At 69.8% G+C, this 23,541-nt stretch carries 19 protein-coding genes; 10 read left to right on the forward strand and 9 right to left on the reverse strand.

Annotated features, from left to right (window positions below; all coding sequences use genetic code 11):
- Positions 1–4: 4 nt before the first annotated feature.
- Both J3P31_RS08010 and J3P31_RS08015 read right to left on the reverse strand, forming a co-directional pair.
- Entirely contained in the window at positions 5–940 is a 936-nt protein-coding gene (locus J3P31_RS08010) for an alpha/beta fold hydrolase (RefSeq protein WP_210527897.1), read from the reverse strand.
- Positions 941–956: 16 nt separating this feature from the next.
- Positions 957–1,247 (reverse strand): SCP2 sterol-binding domain-containing protein, encoded by a 291-nt coding sequence (locus tag J3P31_RS08015; RefSeq protein WP_210527898.1) that lies wholly within the window; start codon positions 1,245–1,247, stop codon positions 957–959.
- 69 nt (positions 1,248–1,316) lie between these two features.
- On the opposite strand from J3P31_RS08015, the gene J3P31_RS08020 reads away from it, so the two are divergent.
- The 8 genes from J3P31_RS08020 (at position 1,317) to J3P31_RS08055 (ending at position 11,622) form a co-directional block, all read left to right on the forward strand.
- The gene (locus tag J3P31_RS08020; protein WP_210527899.1) at positions 1,317–1,889 is read left to right on the forward strand and encodes a tetratricopeptide repeat protein; all 573 of its coding nucleotides are present in this window, start codon (positions 1,317–1,319) and stop codon (positions 1,887–1,889) included.
- 26 nt (positions 1,890–1,915) lie between these two features.
- Positions 1,916–5,158, forward strand: coding sequence for a helicase-related protein (locus tag J3P31_RS08025; protein WP_210527900.1), 3,243 nt, complete (start codon positions 1,916–1,918; stop codon positions 5,156–5,158).
- A complete protein-coding gene (locus tag J3P31_RS08030) occupies positions 5,155–5,463 on the forward strand; it encodes an RNA-binding S4 domain-containing protein (protein WP_210527901.1) in 309 nt (102 codons plus the stop codon). The genes J3P31_RS08025 and J3P31_RS08030 overlap by 4 nt, the downstream gene beginning before the upstream one ends.
- Before the next feature lie 49 nt (positions 5,464–5,512).
- On the forward strand, positions 5,513–5,848 hold the full coding sequence (gene fdxA, locus J3P31_RS08035) for a ferredoxin FdxA (protein WP_210527902.1): 336 nt from the start codon (positions 5,513–5,515) through the stop codon (positions 5,846–5,848).
- Positions 5,849–6,068: 220 nt separating this feature from the next.
- Positions 6,069–6,578: a CarD family transcriptional regulator gene (locus J3P31_RS08040; protein WP_210527903.1), complete on the forward strand. Its 510-nt coding sequence runs from the start codon at positions 6,069–6,071 to the stop codon at positions 6,576–6,578.
- Positions 6,579–7,094: 516 nt separating this feature from the next.
- The gene (locus tag J3P31_RS08045; RefSeq protein WP_210527904.1) at positions 7,095–8,144 is read left to right on the forward strand and encodes a ligase-associated DNA damage response exonuclease; all 1,050 of its coding nucleotides are present in this window, start codon (positions 7,095–7,097) and stop codon (positions 8,142–8,144) included.
- Positions 8,141–9,730: an ATP-dependent DNA ligase gene (locus J3P31_RS08050; protein WP_210527905.1), complete on the forward strand. Its 1,590-nt coding sequence runs from the start codon at positions 8,141–8,143 to the stop codon at positions 9,728–9,730. The genes J3P31_RS08045 and J3P31_RS08050 overlap by 4 nt, the downstream gene beginning before the upstream one ends.
- 71 nt (positions 9,731–9,801) lie before the next feature.
- Positions 9,802–11,622, forward strand: a complete 1,821-nt coding sequence (locus J3P31_RS08055; protein WP_210527906.1) for a M3 family oligoendopeptidase — start codon at positions 9,802–9,804, stop codon at positions 11,620–11,622.
- Between the two features lie 60 nt (positions 11,623–11,682).
- Here J3P31_RS08055 and J3P31_RS08060 read toward each other — a convergent pair whose 3' ends face one another.
- From J3P31_RS08060 to J3P31_RS08075, 4 genes are all read right to left on the reverse strand, one after another.
- On the reverse strand, positions 11,683–12,378 hold the full coding sequence (locus J3P31_RS08060; protein WP_210527907.1) for an NAD(P)-dependent oxidoreductase: 696 nt from the start codon (positions 12,376–12,378) through the stop codon (positions 11,683–11,685).
- Between the two features lie 63 nt (positions 12,379–12,441).
- Positions 12,442–13,422, reverse strand: a complete 981-nt coding sequence (locus J3P31_RS08065) for a Gfo/Idh/MocA family protein (protein WP_210527908.1) — start codon at positions 13,420–13,422, stop codon at positions 12,442–12,444.
- Positions 13,423–13,484: 62 nt separating this feature from the next.
- On the reverse strand, positions 13,485–14,381 hold the full coding sequence (rpoH, locus tag J3P31_RS08070) for an RNA polymerase sigma factor RpoH (protein ID WP_210527909.1): 897 nt from the start codon (positions 14,379–14,381) through the stop codon (positions 13,485–13,487).
- A 145-nt stretch (positions 14,382–14,526) separates the two neighbouring features.
- Positions 14,527–15,546, reverse strand: coding sequence for an RluA family pseudouridine synthase (locus J3P31_RS08075; protein WP_210527910.1), 1,020 nt, complete (start codon positions 15,544–15,546; stop codon positions 14,527–14,529).
- Here J3P31_RS08075 and J3P31_RS08080 point away from each other — a divergent pair, their 5' ends adjacent.
- Positions 15,547–15,846: a DUF6476 family protein gene (locus tag J3P31_RS08080; protein WP_210527911.1), complete on the forward strand. Its 300-nt coding sequence runs from the start codon at positions 15,547–15,549 to the stop codon at positions 15,844–15,846. It abuts the gene before it with no gap.
- Positions 15,847–15,879: 33 nt separating this feature from the next.
- Here the strand turns inward: J3P31_RS08080 and J3P31_RS08085 are convergent, their stop codons facing one another.
- Genes J3P31_RS08085 through J3P31_RS08095 form a run of 3 tightly spaced genes read right to left on the reverse strand, consistent with a single transcriptional unit; the run spans position 15,880 to position 19,741 of the window.
- Positions 15,880–18,150 (reverse strand): hybrid sensor histidine kinase/response regulator, encoded by a 2,271-nt coding sequence (locus tag J3P31_RS08085; protein WP_210527912.1) that lies wholly within the window; start codon positions 18,148–18,150, stop codon positions 15,880–15,882.
- Complete coding sequence (locus tag J3P31_RS08090; protein ID WP_210527913.1) at positions 18,147–18,692, reverse strand: putative pterin-binding protein; 546 nt, start codon at positions 18,690–18,692, stop codon at positions 18,147–18,149. Before J3P31_RS08090 ends, J3P31_RS08085 begins: the two co-directional genes overlap by 4 nt.
- On the reverse strand, positions 18,689–19,741 hold the full coding sequence (locus tag J3P31_RS08095) for an HD-GYP domain-containing protein (RefSeq protein ID WP_210527914.1): 1,053 nt from the start codon (positions 19,739–19,741) through the stop codon (positions 18,689–18,691). The genes J3P31_RS08090 and J3P31_RS08095 overlap by 4 nt, the downstream gene beginning before the upstream one ends.
- A gap of 321 nt (positions 19,742–20,062) precedes the next feature.
- Between J3P31_RS08095 and J3P31_RS08100 the strand changes: the two genes are divergently transcribed.
- Entirely contained in the window at positions 20,063–23,320 is a 3,258-nt protein-coding gene (locus tag J3P31_RS08100) for a PAS domain S-box protein (protein WP_210527915.1), read from the forward strand.
- The last annotated feature ends 221 nt before the right edge of the window (positions 23,321–23,541 follow it).

The raw sequence follows: 23,541 nt of genomic DNA on the forward strand, positions 1-23,541 counted from the left end.
CGGGTCAGCCCGCCCCGTTCTCCCGGAAATGCGCGTCGATCTCGCGCAGCACGCGGGCGCGGATCGCCGGGGTTTCCATCAGCACCTCGTGCCGGGCGGTCGGGATCGTGACCAGCCGCGCGCCCGGCCAGGTGGCGATCCGGCGGTGGACGCGCCCGGGGTCCACGATGATCTCGTCCGTGCCGATGAAGGCCAGGGTCGGCGTCTCGGGCGCGCGGGCGGACATCAGGCGGCGCATCTCGCGCAGCGCCTCGTTCAGCCAATGGAGCGACGGCCCGCCCAGGCCCAGCTCCGGCTCGGCGACGACCTGCCCCTTGATCCATTCGAAGGTCTCGCGGTCCGAGGTCAGCGTGTTCCCGGCAAAGTCGCAGCGCGTGATGTAGCACATGGGCTCCTGCCCGGGCGTCAGCAGGTGCCCGAGCCCGAGCTGCCGCCCCACCTCCGACACCGACCAGGCCACCGGCTTGAGGGCGCCGGTCATCTGGATGCCCCACATCGGGGCCGAGAACACCGCCGCGCGCACCGGCAGCCCCTCGAGGAGGGACCGCAGGCCGATCGCGCCCCCCATCGAATGCGCCAGGAGGAACCACGGCTCGGGGAGGCCGATCTCGCGGCCATGCGCGACCATGGCGGCCACGTCGCGCTGGTAGTCCGAGAAGTGCTCCACATGCCCCAGGGCGCGGTCGGCCCTGAGCCGGTCCGACAGCCCCTGCCCCCGCCAGTCCACGACCAGCGAGGCGAACCCCAGCCGGGCCAGGTCGGCGGCGATGCGGCCGTACTTTTCGGCGTATTCGGTCCGGCCCGAGAACAGCAGCACCGTCCCCCGCGGGCCCGTCCGGTTCCAGTGGACGGCGCGCAGGCGCAGGCCGTCCCCGGTCAGGATCCAGCGCGCCGCGCCGTCCCGGGGCCCCTGGGCCAGGACGGCGTGCAGGGGGGCCATCCCGGCCTCCGACGCGTCAAGCAAGGACGGAGGCGAGCTTCATGGCCGCGCCCATGTCCCCGTCCAGCGCCAGCTTGCCGGTCATGAAGGCGCTGGTCGGGTCGAGGTTGCCCTGGAGGATGTCCATGAAGGTCTGCGGGGTCGCGGTCAGCGTCACGTCCGCCGGCCCCTCGCCCTTGCGGGCCGTGCCCTGGTCCACGAAGATGCTGCCTTCGCCCGTCAGGACGAACATCGCGGTGCCGTCGAAGCTCCGCCCGCCCATCCGCCTGTTCAGCTCGTCCACCGCCTGGTCCACGATCGCGCTCATTGGGCTCCCTTTCCGCCATGTGATGCCCGGCCTCTGGCAATTGCCTGGGGAAGGGCTACACAAGCAGTTATGGGATCGCGACCCTTCCTGATCAAATCTACCGTGACGGCATTGCTGGCGGCCGTGTGGTTTTCGGCACCCCTGGCCGCCCAGACCTCCGGCGGGGAGCGGGAGGCCGACCTCCTCCGGCAGCTGTCCGAGGCCGAGACCCCGGACGCCGCCCACCTCATCGAGGGCGAGCTCAAGGGCCTGTGGTCGCGCAGCGGCTCGGCCGCGATCGACCTCCTGTTCCAGCGCGGGCAGGACGCCCTTGCCGCGGGCCAGCCCGACATCGCCATCGAGCATTTCACCGCCGCCATCGACCACGATCCCGACTTCGCGGCGGCCTATGTGGGCCGGGCCTCGGCCTATTACCTGACCAGCCACGCCGGCCCCGCCATCGACGACCTGCGGCAGGCGCTCGTGCTCAACCCCAGCGACTGGGAGGCCCTCCAGGGCTTCGCGACCATCCTCGAGGAGGTGGATCGCCCGGCGGATGCCCTTGAAGTGTGGCGCCGCGTGCACGATCTGAACCCGCAGAACCCCGAGGCCGCCGCCGCGGTGACCCGCCTCCAGACGCAGCTCGAGGGCGAGGCCCTCTGACCCCAAGCGCGGAAGGCGCGACGTTCATGTCCAGTTCCCGCGTCACGGCCGTCCTGGGCCCGACGAACACCGGCAAGACCCACTACGCCATCGAGCGGATGCTGGCCCACCGCACGGGCGTCATCGGCCTGCCGCTCCGCCTCTTGGCCCGCGAGGTCTACGACCGCATCGTCGCGCTGCGCGGCCCGTCGGTGGTGGCCCTCGTGACCGGCGAGGAGCGGATCGTCCCCGACCGCGCCCAGTACTGGGTCTGCACCGTCGAGGCGATGCCCGACGGCATGGGCGCCGACTTCCTCGCCGTCGACGAGATCCAGCTTTGCGCCGATCCCGAACGCGGCCACGTCTTCACCGACCGCCTGCTCCACGCGCGCGGCCTGCACGAGACGCTGTTCCTGGGCTCGCTCACCATGCGGAACGCCATCGCGGGCCTCGTGCCCGGGGTGCAGTTCCTGACCCGCGACCGTTTCTCGACGCTGACCTATACCGGCCCCAAGAAGATCAGCCGGATGCCCGAGCGGGCCGCCATCGTCGGCTTCTCGGTCGAGAACGTCTACGCCATCGCCGAGTTCATCCGCCGCACGCGCGGCGGCGCGGCGGTCGTGATGGGCGCGCTCTCGCCCCGGACCCGCAACGCGCAGGTGGCGCTCTACCAGAACGGCGACGTGGACTTCCTGGTGGCCACCGACGCCATCGGCATGGGGCTCAACCTCGACATCGACCACGTCGCCTTCTCGGGGCTCCTCAAGTTCGACGGCCACCGCATGCGCGAGCTGGCCCCCGACGAGCTGGCACAGATCGCCGGGCGCGCCGGGCGGCACACGCAGAACGGCACCTTCGGCGTCACCGGCGAGGCGCATGACCTCGACCCGGAGGTGGTCGAAGCCATCGAGAACCACCAGTTCCGCCCCGTCACGCGGCTGATGTGGCGCAACTCCCGCCTCCAGTTCGGCAGCGTGAAGCGCCTGATCCAGACCCTGGAGGAGCGGACGGACAACCCCTGGCTGGGCCGCGTGCGCGAAAGCGACGACCTGGGCGCGCTCCGCGCGCTGTCGGGCGACACCGAGGTCATGGCGCGGGCCACTGACGGCCCCTCGGTGCGCCTCCTTTGGGACGTCTGCCGCGTGCCCGACTTCCGCGGCATCTCCAAGGGCGAGCATGCGCAGCTCCTGGGCCAGATCTTCAACTTCCTGCACGAGAAGGGCCGCGTCCCCGCCGAATGGCTGGGCGAGGCCGTCCGCCGCATCGACCGCACCGACGGCGACATCGACACGCTGTCCAAGCGGTTGGCCTATATCCGCACCTGGACCTATGTGGCCCAACGCAAGGGCTGGGTCGGCGACGAGGGTTATTGGCGCGAAGAGACGCGCAGGGTAGAAGATCGCTTGTCGGACGCGCTGCACCAGGCTCTGACGGAACGTTTCGTGGACCGGCGGACGAGCACCCTCGCCCGGCGGCTCAGGCAAAAGGAGGTCCTCGTGGCCGAAGTCGATGACAAGGGCGCCGTGACGGTCGAGGGGCACGCCGTCGGACGGCTCGAAGGGTTCCGCTTCCGGGCGGAGCGCGCCGCCAACCCGGACGAGGCCAAGACGCTGCGCCAGGCCGCCGCGCAGGCTCTCGCGCCGCAGTTCCATCTGCGCGCCGACCGCTTCTACAATGCCCCCGACACCGAGATCGACTTCACCGAGCAGGGCGGCCTCATGTGGGGCGAACATGCGGTGGGCCGCCTCGCCAAGGGCGCGGACCCGCTCAAGCCCGAGGTCGTGGCCTTCGTGGACGAGGAAGCGGGCCCCGACGTGGCCGCCAAGGTGCAGCGCCGCCTCCAGCACTTCATGGACCGCAAGATCGCCGCCGCCATGGAGCCCCTGCTGAACCTCCAGCGCGACGAGACCCTGACCGGCCTCGCCAAGGGCTTCGCCTACCGGCTCGTGGAAAGCCTGGGCATCATCCCGCGCGGCGACGTGGCCGACGAGGTCAAGCAGCTCGACCCCGAGGCGCGGACCGCGCTGCGCAAGCACGGCGTCCGGCTCGGCCAGTTCACCGTGTTCCTGCCCGCCCTCCTCAAGCCCGCGCCGACGCGGCTGCGGCTGGTTCTCTGGTCCCTGTCCAAGGGCCTCGACGAGTTTCCCTCCGCGCCGCCTCCGGGCCATGTCACCGTGCCGGCCCCGCAGGGGCTGCCGCAGGGCTTCTGGGCGATGGCCGGCTACCGCGCCGCGGGCGAGCGGGCGATCCGCATCGACATGCTCGAACGGCTGGCCGACATGCTCCGTGACAAGGACTCGCGGCAGGGCTTCGAGGCCGCGCCCGAGATGCTGTCCATCACCGGCCTGTCGCTCGAGACCTTCGCCAAGCTGATGGAAGGCCTGGGCTACCGGGCCGAGCGGGCGGAACGCCCCAAGGTGCGCGCGCCCAAGGCGGCCGTTGCCCCCACCCCGGCCGAGACTCCGTCCCCCGCCCCCATCGAGGAGCCGCCCGTCACCCCGACTCCGGACGTGACGCCCACCCCCTCCGAGACGCCGGCCGAGGATCCCTCGCCCACGCCCGACATCCAGCCCGGCGAACCCGCCGAGGTGCCCCAGCCCGATCTTCCCGATCCGGGCCTTCCCGGCGATACGCCCCCCGACACGCCCAGCGAGGTTCCCGTCGAGGAGCCGACCGAGGCCCCGGACCTTCCCCCGACCGAGCTGCCGGGCGACGAGCCCTCGGACATCCCCGACATCTCGCCCAGCGAGATGCCGGGCAGCGACATCCCCATGGAGATGCCCTACGACTCGCCCATGGAGATGCCGGGCAGCCCCTACGCCTCGGCCCAGCCCGTCGAGACCGAGGCCTACTACACCTTCACCTGGGGCGGACGCGCGCAGCGCCGCAACCAGGGAGAGCGTGGCGGGCCGCGCCAGGAGGGTCGTGGCCCCCGGCGCGACCAGGGTGCGGGCAACCGGCAGGACCGTCCGCAGGGGGATCGCCGCCCCCGCCAGGACCGGACGGCCGCGCCGGCCGAAGCGGGCGCGCCGCAGCCCGCCGAACCGGCCCGCCGCGACGCCCGGCCCGAGCGTGATTCGTCCCGCCCCGACCGCCGGGAGTTCGCCAAGGGCAAGCCGCGCGGCGACCGTCCGGACCGCGAGGGCCGTCCCGAGCGCGGCCCCCGCCCCGACCGGCCCGAGCGCAGCCGCGCCCAGAACTTCGAGGCCCACCCCCCGCGCGAGGACAAGCGCCGCATCGATCCGGACAATCCCTTCGCGGCTGCCCTGGCGGGGTTCAAGACCAAGTGACCGACGCGTCGGGGGGGTCTCGGCCGACCATCCGCCTCGACAAGTGGCTCTGGCAGGCGCGGTTCCTGAAATCGCGCAGCCTCGCCGCCGATCTCGTCTCCGAAGGACGGCTCCGCGTGAACGGCCAGCCGACCGACAAGCCGGCCCGCGCCGTGGGGGCCGGGGACGTCCTGACCTTCGCGCTCCATGGCCGGGTGCGGGTCGTCCGCATCCTCGACCTGGGCGAGCGGCGCGGCCCCGCTCCGGAGGCGCAGGGGCTTTACGAGGATCTCGCCCCCGCCACGCCATCCGCTCCGCTTGAATGATCCGGGGGGCCGGGTTAGGTCACGGCCCGACCAGGAGACTTGAATCCCCATGACCTACGTCGTCACCGAAAACTGCATCGCCTGCAAATACACGGATTGCGTGGAGGTGTGCCCCGTCGACTGCTTCTACGAGGGCGAGAACTTTCTGGTGATCCACCCCGACGAATGCATCGACTGCGGCGTCTGCGAGCCCGAGTGCCCCGCCGACGCCATCCGCCCCGACACCGAGCCCGACATGGCCAAATGGGTGGAGTTCAACCGCAAATACGCCGAACGCTGGCCCGTCATCACCGTCAAGAAGGATCCCCTCCCCACCGCCGAGGAGATGGACGGCAAGCCCGGCAAGATGGACCTCTTCAGCGAGGCGGCGGGCGAAGGCAGCTGACACGCCCCCACGCGGCCGGACGCCGGCCAGCCCTGCAGGCACGCGCGCCGCACTTCCACGGCTCGCGCATTTGTGCTATGGGTCCTCCCAAATGATCACCCAACGCACTTGAATCGACCGACTCGGCAACACACCTGACGGGGACTTCGTTTCCGTCGGGTTTCTTGTTGCCGCAGACCCCGTTCGGTTCGGCGCAGGCGCCAGGTTTGGAAGGACCCCCATGACCAAGACCAAGAAGAGCGAGTTCCGCCCCGACGATTTCGTTGTCTACCCCGCTCATGGCGTGGGCAAGATCGTCTCGATCGAGGAGCAGGAAGTCGCCGGCTTCAAGCTCGAGCTGTTCGTCATCTCCTTCGAGAAGGACAAGATGACGTTGCGCGTGCCCACCAACAAGGCGACCGAGGCGGGCCTGCGCGCCCTGTCCTCCGCCGACACGGTGGCCCATGCGCTCAAGACGCTCAAGGGCAAGGCCAAGGTCAAGAAGGCGATGTGGTCCCGTCGCGCCCAGGAATACGAACAGAAGATCAATTCGGGCGATCTCATCGCCATCGCCGAGGTGGTCCGCGACCTGCACCGGGCTGATGACCAGCGCGAGCAATCCTATTCCGAGCGTCAGCTTTACGAAGCCGCCCTTGAACGCCTGACTCGCGAGATCGCGGCCGTCAGCGGGAACGACGAAAAGGCCGCCGCCAAGGAGATCGACGAGGTTCTGGTCGGCCGCGCCGCCTGATCGCCTCCGATCGATCCGATTCAGGGCCGCATCCCGCCGGGTGCGGCCCTTGTCATGTCCGGTCCAGGCATCACGTCACGTGGACCACTGGAAATCCGGCCCGTTGCGCGCGCCCACCCCCTCCGCCCGGTGCGGTAACGGCTTGGTAACCCTGTTCCTCCACTCTCCTCCGCATCGACACCAGAGAGACGGGTCGGCCTGAATCGGGTCGGGATCCTGCGCGTGACGCAGGCCCCCCTGACCGGGCCCCCGGGAACGGAGACACTCACCAGGCTTGGCGCCGGGCTGCACCGCCCCCGCCCTTTCGGCGCGCAACGTTGAGCCGCCCACATACCCGGGGTCCCGCACCCCCTGTAGACTCAAGCCCGCGCCGTGAACCCGGACGGTCTGGACAGGCCACGACCCCCGCGCGGGCTCGATGAGGCAACCCAGAGGCCCCGCGGGATCTCGATCATGTCCGGGGGCTGGCCCGCCCGCCGCCCTACACCTCGCTGGCGGCCGTGCTACCCTTGGGGCATGAACGTTCTCACCTTCACGGACAGGGGCATCTACTGCCCTGCGGGGGATTTCCACATCGACCCCTGGCGGCCCGTTCCCCGCGCCCTCCTCACGCACGGCCACTCCGACCACGCCCGCGGAGGGATGGACACCTACCTGTCCACCGACCTGGCCGCGCCGGTGATCCGGCACCGCCTGGGGCCCATCCGCCTCGACACGATCCGCTACGGCGAGCCGCGCCAGATCGGCGGGGCCAAGGTATCGTTCCATCCGGCCGGCCATGTGCCCGGCTCCGCGCAGATCCGGGTCGAGGTCGGGGGCGAGGTCTGGGTGGTGTCGGGCGACTACAAGGTCGTGGACGACGGCCTGTCCACCCCCTGGGAGCCCGTCCGCTGCCACGCCTTCATCTCCGAATGCACCTTCGGCCTCCCCGTCTTCCGCTGGACCCCGCAGGAGGAACTGCGCGACCAGGTCAACGGCTGGTGGGCGCAGAACGCCAGCGAGGGACGCTTCTCCCTTCTGGGCGCCTACAGCCTGGGCAAGGCGCAACGGGTCATGCACCTCCTCGACCCGTCCATCGGACCGATCCTGACGCATGGCGCGGTCGAGGCGGTGACGCAGGTCCTTCGGGACCAGGGCATGCCGCTGCCGCCCACGACCCGCGTGACCCCCGACCTCGACCTCAAGGCGCATGCGGGGGCCATGGTCATCGCCACGCCCTCGGCGCTCAACTCCACCTGGGCCCGCAAGTTCGGCAACGCCTCGACCGCCGTCGCCTCGGGCTGGATGGCGCTCCGGGGCATCCGTCGCCGGCGCGGCACCGACCGGGGCTTCGTCATGTCCGACCACGCCGACTGGCCCGGCCTGAACGAGGCCATCCGCGCGACCGGCGCCGAGAAGGTCTTCGTGACCCACGGCTACACCGCCGCCTTCCGCCGCTGGCTCGAGGAGCAGGGCTACGACGCCGGCATCGTGTCCACCGACTACGCGGGCGAGGAGGTCCTCGCGCATGACGAGGCGCCCAAGGACATCATCGACGAGGATGCGCCGGGCGGAGCCGTCGCATGAAGGACTTCGCCGCCCTGTACGGCCGGCTCGACCAGACGACCCGCACCAACGCCAAGGTCGCGGCGCTGGCCGACTACTTCCGGACCGCCCCGGATGCCGACAAGCTCTGGACGGTGGCGCTCTTTTCCGGCCGCCGTCCGCGCCGGACGATCACCGCGACCTCGCTGCGCGACTGGGCCGCCGAACGGGCGGGCCTGCCGCTCTGGCTCTTCGAGGAGTCCTACGGGATCGTCGGCGACCTGAGCGAGACGATCGCCCTCATCCTGCCGCCGCCGTCGAAGGACAGCGACCAGCCCCTGTCCTACTGGATCGCCCGCCTGCGCGAGCTGTCCGCCCTGCCCGAGCCCGAACGCAAGGCCGGGATCCTCGACGCCTGGGATTCGCTGCCGGGGTCCGAACGGTTCCTGTTCACCAAGCTCCTGACCGGCAGCTTCCGCGTGGGCGTCAGCCAGACCCTGATGACCAAGGCGCTGGCCCAGGCCACCGACCAGCCCGAGACCGAGGTGGCGCACCGCCTCATGGGGGACTGGACGCCCGAGACGACGACCTGGGCGCGGCTCCTCCACGAGGGCGAGGCGCGGGACGACAGCGCCCGCCCCTACCCCTTCTACCTCGCCTACCAGCTCGAGGACCCGGCCGACCTCGGCGACCCCGCCGACTGGTTCGCCGAGCGCAAGTGGGACGGCATCCGGGGCCAGCTGATCCTGCGCGAGGGGAAGCACCACCTCTGGAGCCGGGGCGAGGATCTCATCACCGACCGCTTCCCCGAGCTCGCCCGCGCCATCGACTGGCTGCCCCACGGCACCGTCCTCGATGGCGAGATCCTGGCCTGGGACGGCGACCATCCGATGACCTTCAACGCGCTCCAGCCCCGGATCGGGCGCAAGACCGTGCCCAAGTCGCTCCTGACGACCGCCCCCGTGGTGCTGATGACCTACGACCTCCTGGAGCAGGACGGCCACGACATCCGCCCCGTCCCGTTCCAGGACCGGCGCCAGCGCCTCGAGGCGCTTCTCACCGGCCTCCCGCCCGAGGCGCCGCTCCGCCTTTCGCCTCCCGTGCCCTTCGCCACCGTGGACGACCTGCGGGAGGAACGGCTCCGCGCCCGCGAGGAAGGGGCCGAGGGCCTCATGCTCAAGCGGCGGTCGTCCCCCTACGGCACGGGCCGCAAGAAGGGGGACTGGTGGAAATGGAAGGTGGATCCGCTGACCATCGATGCGGTGATGGTCTACGCCCAGGCGGGCTCGGGCCGCCGCGCCAACCTGTTCACCGACTTCACCTTCGCCGTCCGGAACGGCAACGAGCTCGTGCCCTTCACCAAGGCCTATTCCGGCCTGACCGACGCCGAGTTCCGCCAGATCACCGCTTGGGTGAACAAGCACACCGTCCAGAAGTTCGGCCCCGTCCGGCAGGTCGAACCGGTTCAGGTCTTCGAGATCGGCTTCGAGGGCATCCAGGCGTCGCCGCGCCACAAGTCCGGCGTGGCCTTGCGCTTTCCCCGGATGCTCCGCTGGCGGCACGACAAGCCGGTGAACGAGATCGACACCCTCGACACCCTGCGGGAGATCCTCGCCGCTCACGGCTGAGGGGGCCGCACTTCCCCCGCGACGAGGCGGCGACTATCTAGGGCCCCAGACCAGATTGGAAGGGACCGCCCATGCCTACACCCGTTTACGACGCCGACAGCGGCAGCCTCGCGGGCCACAACGAATTCGGGCGGCTTCCCGACTGGAACCTGTCGGACCTGTATGCCTCGCCGGACGCGCCCGAGCTCAAGCGCGACATGGACTGGGTCGAGGACGCCTGCGCGTCCTTTGCCCGCGACTTCGAAGGCAAGCTGGCGGGGCTCGACGCCCACGGGCTGCTGGACGCGGTGCTGCGCTACGAACGCATCGAACAGGTGGCGGGACGCATCATGTCCTATGCGGGCCTGCGCTATTACCAGATCACCACGGACGGCGAGCGGGCCAAGTTCATGTCCGACTGCCAGGACCGGATCACCGCCTTCACCACGCCGCTCGTGTTCTGGGGGCTGGAGTTCAACCGCCTGGACGAGGAGCACCTGACCTCCCTCCTTGGCCAGAGCCAGGAGCTGCACCGCTACAAGCCGGTCTTCGACCGGATGCGGGCCATGAAGCCCTACCAGCTTTCGGACGAACTGGAGAAGTTCCTGCACGACCAGTCGTCGGTCGGCGCCTCGGCCTGGAACAAGCTCTTCGACGAGACCATCGCCGGCCTGGAGTTCGAGGTGGACGGCGAGACGCTGAACATCGAGGGCACGCTCAACCTCCTGACCGAACAGGACCGCGCCAAGCGCGAGGCCGCGTTCCATGCGCTCGCCAAGGTGTTCGGGCAGAACACCCGCACCTTCGCCCGCATCCACAACACGCTGGCCAAGGAAAAGGAGATCGAGGACCGCTGGCGCGGGCTGCCCACGCCGCAGATGGGCCGGCACCTCGCCAACCATGTCGAGCCCGAGGTGGTCGAGGCGCTGCGGAACGCGGTCGTGGCAGCCTACCCGCGCCTGTCGCACCGCTACTACCGCCTCAAGGCCAAGTGGCTGGGCCTCGACCGGCTTCAGGTCTGGGACCGCAACGCGCCGCTGCCGACCGAGGATGACCGGCTGGTGAGCTGGGACGAGGCCGAGCGCACCGTGACCGAAGCCTACGCCGCCTTCGATCCCCGCATGGCCGAGCTTGCCGCGCCGTTCTTCTCCCAGGGCTGGATCGACGCCGCGGTGAAGCCCGGCAAGGCCCCCGGCGCCTTCGCGCACCCCACGGTGACGGACGCGCACCCCTATGTGATGCTGAACTACCTGGGCAAGCCGCGCGACGTCATGACCCTTGCCCATGAACTGGGGCACGGCGTCCACCAGGTCCTCGCCGCGGGCCAGGGGGAGCTCCTGTCGTCCACGCCGCTCACCCTGGCCGAGACGGCCTCGGTGTTCGGCGAGATGCTGACCTTCCGCAAGCTCCTGGCCGAAGCCCCGGACACCCGGGCCCGGAAGGCGCTGCTGGCCGGCAAGGTCGAGGACATGATCAACACGGTCGTCCGCCAGATCGCCTTCTACGACTTCGAGTCGAAGCTCCACGAGGCGCGCCGCCATGGCGAGCTGACGCCGGACGACATCAACGCGCTCTGGATGTCGGTGCAGGCCCAGTCGCTGGGCGACGCCTTCGACTTCGCGCCGGGATACGAGAGCTTCTGGGCCTACATCCCGCACTTCATCCACTCGCCCTTCTACGTCTACGCCTACGCGTTCGGCGACGGCCTCGTGAATGCGCTCTACGCCGTCTACGAGGAGGGGGATCCCGCCTTCCGGGACAAGTACTTCGACATGCTCAAGGCCGGCGGGTCCAAGCATCACAAGGAGCTTCTCGCCCCCTTCGGCCTGGACGCGAGCGACCCGACGTTCTGGGACAAGGGCCTGTCCATGATCGAAGGCTTCATCGAGGAGCTGGAGAAGATGGAGGCGTGACGCCTCCGGGCCGTCCCGCCCTGCGCTGGACGGCCCCCGCGACGGCCCGAGCCGGACGGCTCAGGCCAGCATCTCGAGGGCGACCCGGCTGTTCGACTCCATCGCGTCGGGCTCGTCGCGGGCGATGAAGGGGGCCTGGCCCACCCAGGCGCCCTGGTCCGCACAGTCGAGCAGCAGCGTCGCCACATCGCCGGTGCGGGCGCGGATCAGGCCCTCCGGGAAGGGATCGGTTCCGATCCAGGCGTCGCCCGTGGGCTCGCCGTCCAGAAGCCAGCCCGGCCGCACCGCCGTCCAGTCCAGGCCCGAGACGCGGAGCACCGCCTCCATGCCCCGCATCTGGTCCAGCACCCGGGTCAGCGACGGGATGACCGCCGTCCGGAACAGGAGCGGTCCGCGATCCTTCACGACAAGGAAGGCCGCCGAGATCACGACGATCCGCCGCACCCCCTCGGCCTTCATGGCCTCCACCATGCGGGTGGTGCCTTCCAGGTAGAGCGGCGGCGGATCGAGAAGGGTCTTGGGGTCGTTCCCCACCCCGAGGCAGGAGATCACGGCATCGACGCCCGACATCAGGGGCCGAAGGTCGCCATGGAGGATATCGGCGGGGACGGCCTCGACACCCTCGGGCAGGCGTTCGGGGGCGTTGAAGGATCGATCCGAGGCACGGACCTGATGGCCCCGCGCGATCGCCTGGCGCACCACCTCCCGGCCCGTGACGCCTTCGGCTCCGAATACGAGAATGTGGCGCTGATCCATCGTCGTTCCCCTGTCCGCTGTCACGGCGGGGGAACGACAGGGGCGTGCTGGGGTTCCGAGCGATCAGCCGCCGGCCGTCTCCGCCTCGAGCACCATGTCGATCATGTGCTGCGTGCCCCTGCTGAATTCGAGAGGGCACGGATAGGCCACGCCCTCGCGCAGCGAGCGGCCGAAGTTCTGGACCTGAAGCACGTACTGGTTGACGCCGGGGAACCGCTCCTGCTGGCGCAGGTTCGGACCGGTCTCGAGCAGGATCTGCGCCAGATCGTGGATGTTCGAGTTGAAGGGCGCATAGGCGACCCGCAGGACCCCCTCGGTCCCGTGGAAGATGACCTCCTGACGATTATGGAGGCGCATGGAGACCATGCCGGAGTAGCTGAAGGACGAAAAGTCGGCCATGAGCTGGACATGGACGTCCACCCCGTTCTCGCGCTGGACGTTGGCCGCGCGGATGCGCGTCGGCTCCTCGCCCGAGACGAAGCGGGCCGAGCCGAAGATGTAGACGCCGATATCGCCCAGCGCGCCGCCGCCGGTGTCGGGCCGATTGCGGATGTTGGTCATGTCGGTGAGGTTGAACGAGAACTCGGCCGACACATGGCGAAGCTGCCCGATGGCGCCGCCCTGCACCAGCTCGCGGGCCCGGATCCACTGCGGGTGGTGGACGATCATGTAGGCTTCGGCGACCAGCAGGCCGGACCGGTCCCGCGCCTCGATGAGCTGGTCGAATTCGGAGGCCTTCATCGTCATCGGCTTTTCGCAAAGCACATGCTTGCCGGCCGCGATGGCCTTGAGCGACCATTCGAGATGAAGGCTGTTGGGCAGCGGGATGTAGACCGCCTCGACCTCCGGATCAGCCAGGAGCGCCTCGTAGGAGGAGTGCACCTTCAGGCCGGGCGCAAAGGCCTGGAACGGCTCGGCCTTGGCGGCGTCCGAGGTCGCGAGGGCGTAGAACTCCGCCCCTTCGGCGGCATGGATGGCGCGGGCCATGTGCTCGCGCGCGAAGCGGGCCGCCCCCAGGACGCCCCACCGGACCGGTTTCTGCATGGATCGACTCCCCCTTCGGATTGCGCGGCGACGCTAGCAGGCCGAGGCGCGGGCGCAATCCGTCAGGCGGTCTCCAGCATCCCCCGCTCGCGGGCGAGCTCGGTCATGCGCTTCTGCAGCTTCTCGAAGGCACGCACCTCGATCTGGCGGATCCGCTCGCGCGAGACGCCATAACGCTCGGACAGCTCCTCCAGGGTGACGACGTTGTCCTGCAGGCGGCGCTGCATGAGCACGTCGCGTTCCCGGTCGGTCAGGTTGCTCATCGCGGCGGTCAGAAGCTCCCGCCGGGCTTCCAGCTCGTCACGCTCGGCAAAGGCGGTCGCCTGGTCGGCATCCTCATCCTCGAGCCAGTCCTGCCATTGCGTGGCGCTGTCCTCGGAGGCGCCGACCTGCGCGTTGAGCGAGGCGTCTCCACCGGACAGCCGGCGGTTCATGGAGATCACCTCCTCCTCGCTCACCCCGAGGTCCTCGGCGATCTTCTTGACGTTCTCGGGCCGCAGGTCCCCCTCCTCCAGGGCGCCGATGCGGGCCTTGGCCTTGCGGAGGTTGAAGAACAGCTTCTTCTGCGCCGAGGTGGTGCCAAGCTTCACGAGGCTCCAGGACCGCAGGATATACTCCTGGATCGAGGCGCGGATCCACCACATCGCATAGGTCGCGAGGCGGAAGCCCTTCTCGGGGTCGAACCGCTTCACGGCCTGCATGAGGCCCACGTTCGCCTCCGAGATCACCTCGGCCTGCGGCAGGCCGTAGCCGCGGTAGCCCATCGCGATCTTCGCCGCGAGACGGAGGTGCGAGGTCACAAGCTTGTGCGCCGCCGACGCGTCCTGATGATCCACCCAACGCTTGGCGAGCATGTATTCCTGCTCAGGCTCGAGCATCGGGAACTTGCGGATCTCTTGAAGGTAGCGGTTCAGTCCCTGTTCGGGGGACGGTGCTGGAAGGTTCGCGTAGGTCGCCATGAGGGCCCCCTTTCGGAAAAGTTCATCCCTTTAACATTTACATGCGCTGGACGCAAGGGAAATCGGGTCATATCTCATCTTTTCCTGAGAAAAGATGAACAATCGCTGTGCGTTATTCCACAGCGTGACATCAGGTGACGAGGGCTCAACCGCCCAGCGCGCGAAGGAGTTCCGACATATCGGCCGGCAATGGGGCTTCGAAGCGGAGCCGCTGCCCCGTGACGGGGTGGACGAAGCCCAGGGTCGCCGCATGAAGCGCCTGACGCGGGAACCCCTCGATCGCCGCGGCGCCCTCCGGTCCCAGGGCGCGGATCGAGGCCTTGCGATGCCCGCCATAGACCGGATCGCCCACCAGACCATGGCCGGCATAGGCCATGTGGACCCGGATCTGGTGCGTGCGCCCGGTTTCCAGCCAGCAGTCGATCAGCGCGGCAGACGGAGGGCTCCCGAAGGGCTCGACCACCCGGGCGCGGGTGACGGCGTGCCGCCCCCCTTCCCAGGTCACCGCCTGCCGTTGCCGATCGGTGCGGTGACGGTCGAGCCGCGTCGCGATCCGCAGCACGCCTCCTGGCTCCCAACTGACACCGCGAAGACCCGCCAGACGCGGATCGGACGACTCCGGCCGTCCATGGCAGACCGCGAGGTAGTGCCGCTCGACCTCGTGTGCCTCGAACTGCGCGGCCAGGCCCTGGTGCGCCCGGTCGGACTTGGCCGACACCAGGAGCCCCGAGGTGTCCTTGTCGATCCGATGAACGATCCCCGGGCGGAGCATTCCCCCCACCCCCGACAGCGAAGGGCCGCAATGGTGGATCAGCGCATTCACCAGCGTGCCGGAGGTCGCTCCGGGTGCGGGGTGGACGACCATGCCGGGCGGCTTGTTCACCACGATCAGGTCCGCATCCTCCCAGACGATGTCGAGGGGGATCGGCTCCGGGCCGATATGGCTTTCCTCGGGGGGACCGATCTCGATCTCGACGCGGTCGCCCTCCGCGACAGGCCCCGAGGGGTCGGTCCGCACCTCGCCCCCGACGCGGACCGCACCCTCCGCGATCAGCCGCGCGAGGCGCGAGCGGCTGAGGCTCTCATCTGGCACGTCACGCGCGAGCGCCTTATCAAGGCGGCGCGGCGGATTGGCCGCGATATCGAAGCTGAGGCGATCGGACATATGGATACGGCCCCCGAGGCCCCTCTTCCGCCCGGGCTGCGGGCTCTCCAGCGCCTGGTCGTGACGCTGATCGTGGTGATGATCGTGGGCTTCCTAGTCCTGATCGGTGCCCTTGTCATGCGCCTGAATGCGGATGGCCCGCCCCTGCCCGACAGCCTGCAGCTTCCCGAAGGGGCCAGGGCCACCGCGTTCACCCAGGGTGGGGACTGGCTTGCCATCGTCACAGGCGATGACCGCATCCTGATCTATGACCGCCTGACCGGGCGGCTTCGGCAAACCCTCCGGATCGACGCACGCTGATCGCGGGCTCCCGATCGATCGGGAGGGGCGCCGTCAGGCGGCGGCCTGTGCGCCCGGTGACGCGCCGACCAGATCCTTGGCCATCCGAACGCCGATCCGGGTGCTGGCCAGGATCGCCTCGACATCCGCCTCGGTCCAGTCGGCTGCCTGTCGGAGCGCCTGCGCCCGGGTCGCGGCATCGACCAGCCCCAGCGTCGCGGCGGCCCCTTTGAAGCTGTGAAGCACCGTGTCCATGCGCTGGGGCGTCAGGCCCGGGTCCCCCAACACGGCGGGAAGCGCCTCGGCCTCCACGAGGATGTCCCCGAGAAGCACGTCGACCGTGTCCGCCCCCAGCGCCGCGGTCAACGCCTCGACGAGTCCGGCATCAAGATGGGCCACCTCCGGGCTGGCGGTTTCGGCGACACTGGCGGTCGCAGGCGTTTCGACCGCCTGGCCACCTTGGGACGTGGGCTCCGGCCCGGCGGGGGCCGCTTCGTCGCAGTCAGGCCGTCGCAGGCCGGACTCCGTCAGGGCCTGAACCAGCTTCTGCTGGGTCACCGGCTTGGGCACGAAGTCGTCCATCCCGACACGAAGGCAATCGGCCCGGTCGCTGACGAAGGCATTGCCCGTCAGGCCGACGATGCGGACGCGATTGCCCCTGCGCCGCAGTTCCTGAGTGGCCTCCAGGCCGCTCATCACCGGCATCTGGACGTCCATCAGCACCAGGTCGAAGCATTCGGAGGACAGCCGCTCCACAGCTTCGGCGCCATCATGGGCCATTTCGACCGTCAGGCCGAGCCACTCCAGCAGGCCCTTGGCCACCGCCCGGTTCACCGGATTGTCCTCGACCACGAGGACGCGGCCGCGGAAGGTCCCCTGGCCGCAGGTGTCAGGCGCCGCGACGGGCGCCGGGACGTCGTCGCAGACCGCCGGATCAAGGACGGGGATCTCGAACCAGAAGGTGCTGCCCGCGCGGGGGGCGCTGGACACGCCGATCCGCCCCCCCAGCCCTTCCACGATCCGCTTGCAGATGGCGAGGCCCAGTCCGGTGCCCCCAAAGCTGCGGGAGGCCGAACCGTCCACCTGGCTGAAGTCCCGGAACAGCAGGGGCATCGCCTCGGCGGGAATGCCGATCCCGGTGTCGAGGATCTCGACCCGCAGGCGATCGGGCGCGATCAGTCGGCCATGCGCCGTGATCGAGCCCGCTGCGGTGAACTTGATGGCGTTGCCGATCAGGTTGACCATGACCTGCCTCAGCCGCGCCGGGTCGGTGCCCAACTCGATCCTGGGAAGGTCCACGTTCAGCCGCAGGCCCTTGAGATCCGCCCGGGGCACCAGCATCGTGAGCAGGGTTTCGGCCACGTCGGGCAGGCGAACGCGCTGATGCTCGAACTCCACCTTGCCGGACTCGAGCTTGGAGAAGTCGAGGACGTCGCTGATCACCTCGAGGAGGTGGTAGCCGGATTCCCGGATCATCGACAGCTGGCGCATCTGGTCGGGCGACAGCGTCGAATGCGCCAGAAGCTCGGCGGTGCCGATGATGCCGTTGAGGGGGGTCCGGATCTCGTGGCTCATGGTGGCGAGGAACGTGGATTTTGCGCGGCTCGCGGCTCGCGCCCGTTGGGCGATGGCACGGTTCCGTTCGCCCAGCAGCGCCAGCTTGCGACCGGCGGTCGCGATCTGCTGCATCTGGGCCGCCATGAGCGTGGCGATGCCCACGAAGCCCACCACCAGGAGCGCCACGTTGATGCCCAGCGCGGTCTGGAGGCGCCACACCTCGGCCCGCTGCGCGACGCGCGTGGCGTTGAGGACGCTGTTGGTCTGCATGACCAGTTCGGCGGTGTCGTCATGGATGGCCGCGACCTTGTCCCGCACGCTTCTGAGGGCGGCCATGGAAGGTTCGGCGGCCAAGGCATCGATCGACTGCGCGAGCGCGAGGATCCTGTCCCGGACGCGGTTGGCCTGCGCAAAGAGTTCGGGCGTGTCCTCGAACTTCACGCCGAAGGAGCCATCCTCGAGCAGTTGGGCGCGGCTGTAGAGGATGTCATAGGCCTCCGAGACCGGGGCCGGTCCTCCGGACAGCTCGTCGAACAGCGTGGTGTCGATGGCGGCGATCATCGAGTTGGTCTGGCGGTCCGTCTGGTAGACCGCCCACATCGCGTCCTCGCGGACGCTGTCCTCCATGGCCTGGCGGCTCTCCCTCAGGAGGCTGAAAAGGTAGACGACGCTGAGGAGCAGGACGAGGCTGATGCCGCTCAGCACCGCGAGGCCCCACCGCAGGCGGCGGGACCCCGTCCAGTCGGACCGGCGGCGCCAGCGCTTCACGCGATGACCTCGATCCTGGCGACCTGCCAGACCGAACGGCCGAAATAGACCTCGTTGAACAGCTCGGGCTGTTCGTCGAAGGGATAGATCACGAACAGCGGACCCTTGTCGCGGATCGAGATCGTCTTTCCGTCGATGCGGGTGGCCAGGATCACCGGAATGGTCTGGGCATCCTCGACCGGCATCTCGGCGGAATAGTCGTTGAGCGCGACGATCCGCAGCTTGGAGCCCTGGGCGCCGACGGCCCGCAGGACCGAGGCGATCGTCGGGCCGCTAAAGGTGGGCCGCCCCTCGTGCCAGGGCGTGGCGGTCACCGTCTCCCGCTGGGGAAGGGCGTCGAGCATCGCGAGGTCGAACTCCGCGACGCCGTCCGAGTTCGTGTCGGCAACCTGGCCCGAAAGCGTCAGGACGACCTGTCCCGCAGGAGCCGCCAGAGCGGCCATGGCCTTCCGCGGCGCGTCGAGGCCGGCGGCCACCATGGCCGCGAGGGCTCCTCTCAGCACGTGGCGTCGCGAGAGGCCAAGTTGAACGGGCAGGGTCATGCAGCATTCTCCTGTTTGGGAAGCGAAGTGTCGGGGTAGAGGGCCGTCACGGCGGGCCAGATGCGCATCAGGGCCGCCACGCAGGCCGGGTCGAAGGCCGCGCCCGAGAGTTTCTCGATCTCGGAACGGGCGGCCTCGGCATCCCAGGCCGGCTTGTAAGGTCGCGCCGTGCGAAGCGCGTCCAGCACGTCGGCCACCGAGACGATGCGGGCCGACAGGGGAATGTCCTCCTGCATGCGGCCGTGCGGATAACCGCGCCCGTCCCACCGCTCGTGGTGGCAGAGCGCGATGTCATGCGCCATGCGGATGAGATCGCTCGTGCCGTCGCGCAGCACCTCCCCGCCCATGACCGTATGCAGGCGCATGACCTGGATCTCGTCGTCGGTCAGCCGGCCGGGCTTGAGCAGGATGGAGTCGGGCAGACCGATCTTGCCGGTGTCATGCAGTTGCGCGGCCAAAAAGATGTTGGCGCAGAACTGCTGCGGCAGGCCGAGCTCCCCGGCCACCATGCCGGAGATCCGGGCCACGCGGAGGATATGCTCCCCCGTCTGGTCGTCCCGGTATTCGATGGCCCGGGCGAGCCGCTGGATCACCTCCTCCTCGCGCTGGGCGATGCGCCGGGTGGCGGCGGCCACCTCGTCGGCGAGATGGACCGCACGGTCGGCCAGGGCCGTCTGCGCGCGGCGGAGCGCCAGGAGGTTGGCCGCGCGCACGCGCAGTTCCTCGGGGTCGACGGGCTTGTTCAGGAAGTCGGTGGCGCCCGCGCGAATGGCCTCGATCCGCAGGCCACGGTCGGCGTCGGCGGTGATCATGACGATGGGCACATGCTCGAAGCGGGGGTCCGCCCGCAGGTGCCGGATCACGTCGATGCCGTTCATCCCGGGCATCTGGTAATCGACGATGACGAGGTCGAACACCTTGCGCGCGCAGCGGCCCAGGGCTTCGGCGGGGTCCTGGAAAGCCTCCGCCTCCCAGCCGGGAACGGAACCGATGACCCCCTTCAGGACACCCAGGTTCACGCGGTGGTCGTCGATCACGCAAAGGTCCATCGGTCTGGTCCCCACCGGCTGCAACAGGCTACGGAGGCAATCTCGGGGATCGAGGTGAATGGAATCTTTCCGTCGGACGGGCAGATATCTTGAACTTTACGGACCAGGCGATTGGCCGGGCTCCCCTGCCGGGGTTGGCCCGCGTCATCCCGGCCGTCGACTTCTCGACGCGGATCGGCTCTACCCTATCGTTGACGAAAGCCAACCACGCGAGGGGACGCGCAAGATGATGGCCGGGTCTGGCCCTCTCGGGCGGGACGGGGATGCCGCCCGCAGGGATCCGCCCAGGGGCCGCCTTGGGATGCGGGACGCCCGACGGCCATGACTCCGCTATCGGTGCTGATCGTCGATGGCAGCCCGGAGACCCGCCGGGCGCTGGCCATCCGCCTGTCCGGAACCGGCGGCGACCCCGCCCCTGTGGTCCACGAGGCGGCGACCGGGGCCGAGGGCATCGCTGCGGCGCGGCGGCTGCGCCCGGACTGCGTTCTCCTGGGTGAAACGCTCCCGGATATGGACGGGCTCGAGGTGCTGCGGGCCTTGCACGACGCCTCGGGCGATCCGCAGGTGCCCGTGGTCCTGCTGACCGAGGCCGGCGGCGAGGCTCGGGCCGTCGCCGCGATGAAGGAAGGCGCGCAGGACTACATCGACCGGAACCGCACCGACCGGGAGGCGCTGGTCCGCTCCATCCGGGTGGCCACGGACCGTTTCGCCCTGCTGCGGTCGCGCCAGGAGGCCCTGGCGGCGCTGCGCGAGAGCGAGGACCGGCTGCGCCGCCGCGAGGCGGAACTGGCCCGGGCGCACCGGCTCGGACGATCGGGGGGCCATGTGGTGCATCTTCGCGACGGCGAGTTCACCAACCGCCGATCGCCGGAATATCTGGCCATCCACGGCCTTCCGCCCGAGGCCGCCGGCGAAACGCATGACGATTGGGTGCGCCGCATCCACCCGGAGGACCGCGAGCGTACGGAGAAGGCGTTCCTCCAGGCCATCGCCACGGCCCAGACGGAATACGCCATCGATTACCGCATCATCCGCCCCAGCGACGGCGCGCTTCGGTGGATCTCGGTGCTGGCCGAGATCGAGCGCGATGCCGAGGGCCGGCCCCTGCGGCTCTTCGGGACCCACACGGACATCACCGAACGCAAGCTGGCCGAGGAGCGCCTGCGCGAGAACGAGGAGCGGGTGCGGCTCGCCCTCGAGGCGGTGAACGGCATCATCTACGACTGGGACCTCAGGACCGGGCAGGTTTCCCGCGGCGGGCAGGTCCGGCAGATCACCGGCTACGACATCGCGGACATTCCGCCCGATCCGGCCTGGTGGGACGCCCGGCTCCATCCCGACGACCTGCCCCGGCTCCAGCAGGAAGCCCGCGCCGCCATCGACGCGAGGCAGGAGCGGATCGAGGCGGACTACCGGCTGCGCCACCATGACGGGCACTGGATCCACCTCTCGGACCGCACCCTGGTCGTCTACGGACCAGACGGCCCGGTGCGCGCCATCGGGAGCACGATCGACATCACCGCGCGCAAGCAGGCCGAGGCAGCCCTCCGGGAAAGCGAAAGCCGGTTCCGGGCCGTGTTCGAGAATGCGGGCGTGGGGGTGGGCTGCGTGGACCTGTTCACGATGCAGTGCCTAGATGTCAACGACGCCCTCTGCACGATGCTGGGCTACACGCGGGAGGAGTTGATGGGGCTGCCCTGGCCCGACATCACCCATCCGGACGACGTCGAGCCCGACCTGCAGCGGTTCCAGCGCATGGCCCGGGGCGAGATCGACCGCTACACGGTCGAGAAACGCTACATCCACAAGGACGGGCGCCTCGTCTGGGCGCGCCTTGCGGTCTCGCTCGTCCGCGCGGCGAATGGAGCGCCGTCCTTCGAGATCGCCATCGTCGAGGACATCACCGAGCAGAAGCAGGCCGAGGCCGCGCTCCGCCTGAGCGAGGAGCGGTTCCGCCGGGTGATCGACACCAACATCCTTCCCTTCGGGATCGGAACGGCGGACGGCGGCATCTCCTATGTCAACGACGCCTTCCTGGGGCTGGTGGACCAGGACCGCGAGGCCTTCCTGAGCGGGCGGATCAACTGGCGCGACCTCACCCCGCCCGAGTACCGGGACGTCGACGACGCCAAGCAGCACGAGTTGCGCCGGAACGGCTCGGCCGCGCCCTACGAGAAGGAATACCTGCTGGAGGATGGGCGGCGGATCCCGGTGCTGGTCGCCATGACCCAGGCCGGCCAGGACGACGAGCATGTCGCGGTGATCGTGGACCTGTCGGCGCGCAAGGCCGCCGAGTCGGCCCTGGCGCGGTCCAACGAGATGCTGGAAGCGCGCATCGCCGAGCGGACGCGCGCGCTGTCCGCCACGGCCGAGGAACTCGCCGCCGAGATGAAGCGCCGGGAGAAGGTCCAGACCGAACTCCTGCAGGCCCAGAAGCTTGAGGCGCTGGGGCAGCTGACCGGCGGAATCGCGCACGACTTCAACAACGTCCTCGCCGCCGTTCTGGGGACCTACCGGCTCATTGCGCGGCGCACCCGGGACGAAGGCATCCTGGACCTGCTCCGCCATGGCGAGGCGGCCGCCGAACGGGGAAGCTCGCTCGTGCGGCAGCTCATGGCCTTCGCCCGCCGGGAGCAGTTGGCGCCGACCCTCGTGGAGCCCGCCCGCCTGTTGCCGCAGATCGAGTCGCTGATCGGCCACGCCACCGGGTCCGGGATCATGGTCGAGGTGGAGATCGAGGACGGGACGGGGCCGATCCGCGTGGACCCGCACCAGCTCGAGGTCGCCCTGGTCAACCTTGCGGCCAATGCCCGCGACGCGATGCCGGAGGGTGGCCGGCTCCGCCTCATGGTGCGCAACCGTCCCGGGCCCGCGGGGTGGGAAGGCGCCTCCGACAGCTACGTGGAGTTCGCGGTCCAGGACACCGGGGCCGGCATGCCACCCGAGGTCCTTGCGCGGGCGGTGGATCCGTTCTTCACGACCAAGGAGCCCGGCAAGGGCACGGGACTTGGCCTTGCGATGGTGCATGGCTTTGCCGAGCAGTCCGGCGGGACCCTGCGGATCGACAGCCGCCCCGGGCAGGGGACCACGGTGACGATCCGGTTGCCCCGGGCGCATGCGGCGACGGCCGGCCGTCCCGTGGCGCGGCGCTCGGGCGGGCAACATGGGAATGCGGTGCTGATGCTCGTGGATGACGACGAGGATCTTCGTGCCGTCACGGCCGCGCATCTGCGCGACCTGGGCTACCATGTGCTCGAGGCGCCCGGCGGCCAGGCCGCCCTCGACCTTGGCCGTGGGGGCCCCGCCCCCGACCTCGTCGTCACGGATGTGGTGATGCCCGGAATGGACGGAGTGGCTTTGGCCGTCCGGCTGCGGGCCGAGCGGCCCGATCTCCCGATCCTGTTCATGACCGCCCATGCCGGAACCCGCGCCCTCGCGGGGGAGGTCGTCCTGCGCAAGCCGTTCACGGAGGCCGACCTGTCGGATCGCATCCTTGAAATGCTCGGTCGCGGCAAGGATGGCGAGGATGCCGACGGCACGGTCCGCGCGGAACGCCCGCCCCAGGGCGCGGGTGCCTGACGCCAAGCGCGGCAGGCGGCGCGGATTTCGCTGGTCCGTGCGTTCGGCTGGCAACCGCCCGGGACCCTGCCCCCTCGGAAGGCACGCCCCGCGCGTTCCCTTTCGCTTGGAGGCGTCCGGGCGCGCCGTGACGTTGGCCTGACGTAACGCGCGGGATCCCCTCCGAACCGCCCCGGGCCCTGCCATTGGCGAGCTTCCGCCGTCCGCCGCTTTCTGCGATG

The sequence above is a fragment of the Rubellimicrobium arenae genome (assembly GCF_017916275.1).
In the GTDB taxonomy this organism is placed as follows: Bacteria; Pseudomonadota; Alphaproteobacteria; order Rhodobacterales; family Rhodobacteraceae; genus Rubellimicrobium; species Rubellimicrobium arenae.

Bases quoted from the DNA above. Each gene is read 5' to 3' on its own strand.
- J3P31_RS08040 (WP_210527903.1), top strand. From the start codon at position 6,069: ATGACCAAGACCAAGAAGAGCGAGTTCCGCCCCGACGATTTCGTTGTC.
- J3P31_RS08045 (WP_210527904.1), top strand. From the start codon at position 7,095: ATGAACGTTCTCACCTTCACGGACAGGGGCATCTACTGCCCTGCGGGG.
- rpoH (WP_210527909.1), bottom strand. From the start codon at position 14,381: ATGGCGACCTACGCGAACCTTCCAGCACCGTCCCCCGAACAGGGACTG.
- J3P31_RS08060 (WP_210527907.1), bottom strand. From the start codon at position 12,378: ATGGATCAGCGCCACATTCTCGTATTCGGAGCCGAAGGCGTCACGGGC.
- J3P31_RS08080 (WP_210527911.1), top strand. From the start codon at position 15,547: ATGGATACGGCCCCCGAGGCCCCTCTTCCGCCCGGGCTGCGGGCTCTC.
- J3P31_RS08020 (WP_210527899.1), top strand. From the start codon at position 1,317: ATGGGATCGCGACCCTTCCTGATCAAATCTACCGTGACGGCATTGCTG.
- J3P31_RS08015 (WP_210527898.1), bottom strand. From the start codon at position 1,247: ATGAGCGCGATCGTGGACCAGGCGGTGGACGAGCTGAACAGGCGGATG.
- J3P31_RS08065 (WP_210527908.1), bottom strand. From the start codon at position 13,422: ATGCAGAAACCGGTCCGGTGGGGCGTCCTGGGGGCGGCCCGCTTCGCG.
- fdxA (WP_210527902.1), top strand. From the start codon at position 5,513: ATGACCTACGTCGTCACCGAAAACTGCATCGCCTGCAAATACACGGAT.
- J3P31_RS08095 (WP_210527914.1), bottom strand. From the start codon at position 19,741: ATGGACCTTTGCGTGATCGACGACCACCGCGTGAACCTGGGTGTCCTG.
- J3P31_RS08075 (WP_210527910.1), bottom strand. From the start codon at position 15,546: ATGTCCGATCGCCTCAGCTTCGATATCGCGGCCAATCCGCCGCGCCGC.
- J3P31_RS08010 (WP_210527897.1), bottom strand. From the start codon at position 940: ATGGCCCCCCTGCACGCCGTCCTGGCCCAGGGGCCCCGGGACGGCGCG.
- J3P31_RS08025 (WP_210527900.1), top strand. From the start codon at position 1,916: ATGTCCAGTTCCCGCGTCACGGCCGTCCTGGGCCCGACGAACACCGGC.
- J3P31_RS08050 (WP_210527905.1), top strand. From the start codon at position 8,141: ATGAAGGACTTCGCCGCCCTGTACGGCCGGCTCGACCAGACGACCCGC.
- J3P31_RS08090 (WP_210527913.1), bottom strand. From the start codon at position 18,692: ATGACCCTGCCCGTTCAACTTGGCCTCTCGCGACGCCACGTGCTGAGA.
- J3P31_RS08055 (WP_210527906.1), top strand. From the start codon at position 9,802: ATGCCTACACCCGTTTACGACGCCGACAGCGGCAGCCTCGCGGGCCAC.
- J3P31_RS08100 (WP_210527915.1), top strand. From the start codon at position 20,063: ATGACTCCGCTATCGGTGCTGATCGTCGATGGCAGCCCGGAGACCCGC.